The organism is Klebsiella sp. K5-45, assembly GCF_030128605.1.
Taxonomy (GTDB): domain Bacteria; phylum Pseudomonadota; class Gammaproteobacteria; order Enterobacterales; family Enterobacteriaceae; genus Klebsiella; species Klebsiella quasipneumoniae.
Window position 1 is genome coordinate 1 of the sequence record NZ_JAKUZW010000043.1, and the last position, 3,758, is coordinate 3,758.

Annotated in this window: 4 protein-coding genes and 1 pseudogene; all 5 read left to right on the forward strand. The window is 49.9% G+C overall.

Annotated features, from left to right (window positions below; all coding sequences use genetic code 11):
- Positions 1-74: hypothetical protein (locus MKS11_RS27235; RefSeq protein ID WP_032414367.1), on the forward strand; the 74-nt coding region annotated here is incomplete at its 5' end.
- A 152-nt stretch (positions 75-226) separates the two neighbouring features.
- Positions 227-1,249 carry an IS110 family transposase gene (locus tag MKS11_RS27240; RefSeq protein ID WP_001572362.1) on the forward strand — a complete coding sequence of 341 codons (1,023 nt, stop codon included), beginning with the start codon at positions 227-229 and terminating at the stop codon, positions 1,247-1,249.
- A 1,045-nt stretch (positions 1,250-2,294) separates the two neighbouring features.
- On the forward strand, positions 2,295-2,624 hold the full coding sequence (locus MKS11_RS27245; protein WP_000493286.1) for a type II toxin-antitoxin system RelE/ParE family toxin: 330 nt from the start codon (positions 2,295-2,297) through the stop codon (positions 2,622-2,624).
- On the forward strand, positions 2,605-2,886 hold the full coding sequence (locus tag MKS11_RS27250) for a helix-turn-helix transcriptional regulator (RefSeq protein ID WP_000780222.1): 282 nt from the start codon (positions 2,605-2,607) through the stop codon (positions 2,884-2,886). The genes MKS11_RS27245 and MKS11_RS27250 overlap by 20 nt, the downstream gene beginning before the upstream one ends.
- 277 nt (positions 2,887-3,163) lie before the next feature.
- A pseudogene (locus MKS11_RS27255) lies at positions 3,164-3,758 on the forward strand (IS5-like element ISKpn26 family transposase); the annotation flags it as partial.

Sequence of the window (3,758 nt, forward strand, 5' to 3'; positions counted from 1 at the left end):
GCCAGGCCTCAGCATTTTATTATGGTGATCCCCTGGGCGAAATGCGCCTGGTAAGCAGAGTTTTTGAAATGTAAGGCCTTTGAATAAGACAAAAGGCTGCCTCATCGCTAACTTTGCAACAGTGCCCAAAAAATAACCTTAACGAATGGAAGGGACTTCCCCTGGATATGCGCCTGATTAACTCTTGTGCAATCATGGGGTAAACATAGCCCCGGAGGGATTCGTTATGACCATCACGACTGTCGGTATCGATCTTGCTAAAAATGTGTTCGCTGTTCACTGCGTTGACCAACACGGTAAAACTGTTCTGGTTAAACCCAAAGTATCGCGTGCTGCCCTTCCTGAGCTGATTGCCAGTTTACCTCCCTGTGTTATCGGGATGGAGGCATGCTCCGGGGCTCACTACTGGGCAAGGTTGTTTCGGCAATATGGTCATGAACCACGGCTGATGGCTGCTAAATTTGTATCTCCTTACCGCATGGCCGGTAAATCAGGCAAAAATGATGCAGCTGATGCTCAGGCTATCTGTGAAGCAGTTCGTCGCCCGCATATGCGGTTTGTACCAGTGAAGGATGAGAGCCAGCAGGCGATGCAATGCCTACACCGTATCAGACAGGGTTTTATCGAAGAGAAAACAGCAACATATAACCGATTGAGAGGTTTGATATCGGAATTCGGTGTCATCGCCCCACAAAGTACAGATGCCCTGCGTCACATGGTTTCTGAGCAGAAGAGTTCTTTGCCACTTCAGGTTCAACAATGTGTTAATGACCTGCTGGAACACATTGATCGTATTGAAGATAATATTACTGAATATGACCGGATTTTGTCCCGCATGGCAAAAACAGATCACCGCAGCCAGCGATTGATGGAACTGAAAGGGATTGGTCCCACAACGGCCTGTGCGCTGGTCGCCAGTATCGGTAATGCACACGATTTTAAAAATGGGCGACAACTGGCAGCCTGGCTGGGACTAACGCCATCGCAGTACAGCAGTGGTGGGAAATCAAAGCTTGGCAGGATAACTAAAGCTGGCGATTCGTATCTGCGAACGCTACTGGTTCAGGGGGCTCGTTCGGTTCTGATTGGTGCCGAGAAAAGGACTGATTTATTCAGTCGTTGGGTCTGTTCACTGGTCGATCGCAGAGGATACTGGCGTGCCGTTGTAGCCATCGCCGCCAAAAACGCAAGGCTGTGCTGGGCATCATTGCATTACGGTGATGATTTCAGGCTGTACTCAGCCAGCTAAAGCACGAAACAAAATAACCATCTGACCTGCAATTCGTTGATGATAAAGGGTTATACCCCGTGAGGCCTATCTGGCTATTGTACAGGATATACGTATCCGCTTAACGAACAAGAACCTCACGCGCGTCTTTCATCAGGGTCCGAATCGATGACGATTCATCATGGCCGTTTATAGTACCGCAGTCTCTCCCCTTTATTTTTACTGAAGAGCAGACAGAAACCATAAACACCGGCGTTGACACGCCGGGGAAGCCCTTATAGTACAATAATTTTCGAAATCCAACCCATCCCGCCTACAGGAATGACGGATTTTTCGGCGGTTCCGGCGTAGACCCACCACAACTGCTGTATAGCTTGTGGGTAAGTGATAATGAAGTGCAAACGAGATGGCGCAAATACTCTTTTGGTTTATCTTTTAATTACTTACGTATTAAAAGATAAACCAAAAAATAAAAGACATTACTGTTATCCCCTTTAAAAAGTGGATAACCGAACAGCATCGGCGCGAGCGCCTCAAAAGTAGCTCCCCACGCTAAAGCGCGGGGCATTCAGAACGGAATCCCTCGATGGCTAACAGCTCGCCTGTTAGCCATCGAGGGATTGGACAAATCCGGCCACGCCGGATACGTCAGCAAATATCGCTGAAGAATTAGCTTACACGCTCGTAAGCGGCTCTTACGACCCGCTAACGCGGAGATACGCCCCAACTGCGGCTTCGCCTTGTTGTGACCACTCCGACCGCGCACAAAAGCCTCTGAGCCGCTTTTAGCGGAATATGGCTTTGCAAGGTGAAGGGATGGATAGGCGATCCCTTTCGATCCCTCACTGGTATCGGCGGCTAACCCTCGGTGCTACCTGTCATTTCATCCTGCCGCCTTACATGCGCTAACGCGCATAAATCCCCGTTCCTCAGTGGAACGAAAACTCACGCTAACAGGGTAGTGACCGGGTAGCCACGATAACTGCCAACAAAATTAGCTTATAGGTTAATTCTACCTTGTCTGAAATTAGCCTATAGGTTAATATTAATAGAAATGGGAGGTCACATGTTTAGCGTTGTTTATCACCCGGAAGCCAGGGAAGAAGCCACAGCATTACCCGTAAAAATCAGGGTGAAGTTTGACCGTCTCATCGGCAAACTGGAGTATGACGCCCGATTACTGCGGGAGCCGGACACGAAGCCCCTGGGCGATGGACTTTTTGAGATCCGCACGATGGGGACGGACATAGCCAGGGGAATCTGGGTATACCACAAAGGCAATACCATCATCATGCTCCGTGTTTTCATCAAGAAGTCACAGAAAACGCCAGCGAAAGAAATCGATCTCGCCAAAAAGCGGTTAGCGGAGGTACTTAATGAAACTGGTAAGCCATAAAGAACTGCATAACGAGTGGATGCAGGACGATGAATATCGCGCTGCATGGCAGGAAGAAGAACGTAAGGAAAAGCTCAGGGAGCTGCTTGCTGAATGGCGCAAGCATGACAACCTGACAAAAGCGCAGGTTGCTGAACGCATGGGGGTTACACCTCCGGTTATTTCTCGCCTGGAAAACAACATCACCAAAGCCAGCATCGACACACTGACCCGCTACGCTCACGCCTGCGGCATCAAGAAACCTGTCATTGCCCTGTACTGAATAGCCAGCCCTCCGGGGCTGGCCTTTTTGTTTCGGTCAGTCCCAAAATTTTGTTAAAGCAAGTTTAAAATGTCACCTGTTTCTCCAAAGTTGAAATGTCACTTCTAAGCCAATCTATTTATACATAATCTTTACATCTTTCCCCGGTGACAAAGTGCTAATTGGTCTGTAATGTTCAATGTGTGGCAGGCAAGCCGCCGGTGACTTAGGGAAGGTGCGAACAAGTTCCTGATATGAGATCATCATATTCATCCGGAGCGCATCCCAGAGGGACATCATGAGCCATCAACTCACCTTCGCCGATAGTGAATTCAGCACTAAGCGCCGTCAGACCCGAAAAGAGATTTTCCTCTCCCGCATGGAGCAGATTCTGCCATGGCAGAATATGACCGCTGTCATCGAGCCGTTTTATCCCAAGGCGGGCAATGGCCGACGGCCCTATCCGCTGGAGACCATGCTGCGTATTCACTGCATGCAGCATTGGTACAACCTGAGCGACGGTGCCATGGAAGATGCCCTGTACGAAATCGCCTCCATGCGCCTGTTTGCCCGATTATCCCTGGATAGCGCCCTGCCGGATCGCACCACCATCATGAATTTCCGCCACCTGCTCGAGCAGCATCAACTGGCCCGTCAATTGTTCAAGACCATCAATCGCTGGCTGGCCGAAGCAGGCGTCATGATGACCCAAGGCACTTTGGTGGATGCCACCATCATTGAGGCACCCAGCTCTACCAAGAACAATGAGCAGCAACGCGATCCGGAGATGCATCAGACCAAGAAAGGCAATCAGTGGCACTTTGGCATGAAGGCCCACATTGGTGTCGATGCCAAGAGTGGCCTGACCCACAGCCTGGTCACCACCGCGGCCA

Coding starts and splice junctions, on each gene's coding strand:
- MKS11_RS27240 (WP_001572362.1), top strand. CDS start 227: ATGACCATCACGACTGTCGGTATCGATCTTGCTAAAAATGTGTTCGCT.
- MKS11_RS27245 (WP_000493286.1), top strand. CDS start 2,295: ATGTTTAGCGTTGTTTATCACCCGGAAGCCAGGGAAGAAGCCACAGCA.
- MKS11_RS27250 (WP_000780222.1), top strand. CDS start 2,605: ATGAAACTGGTAAGCCATAAAGAACTGCATAACGAGTGGATGCAGGAC.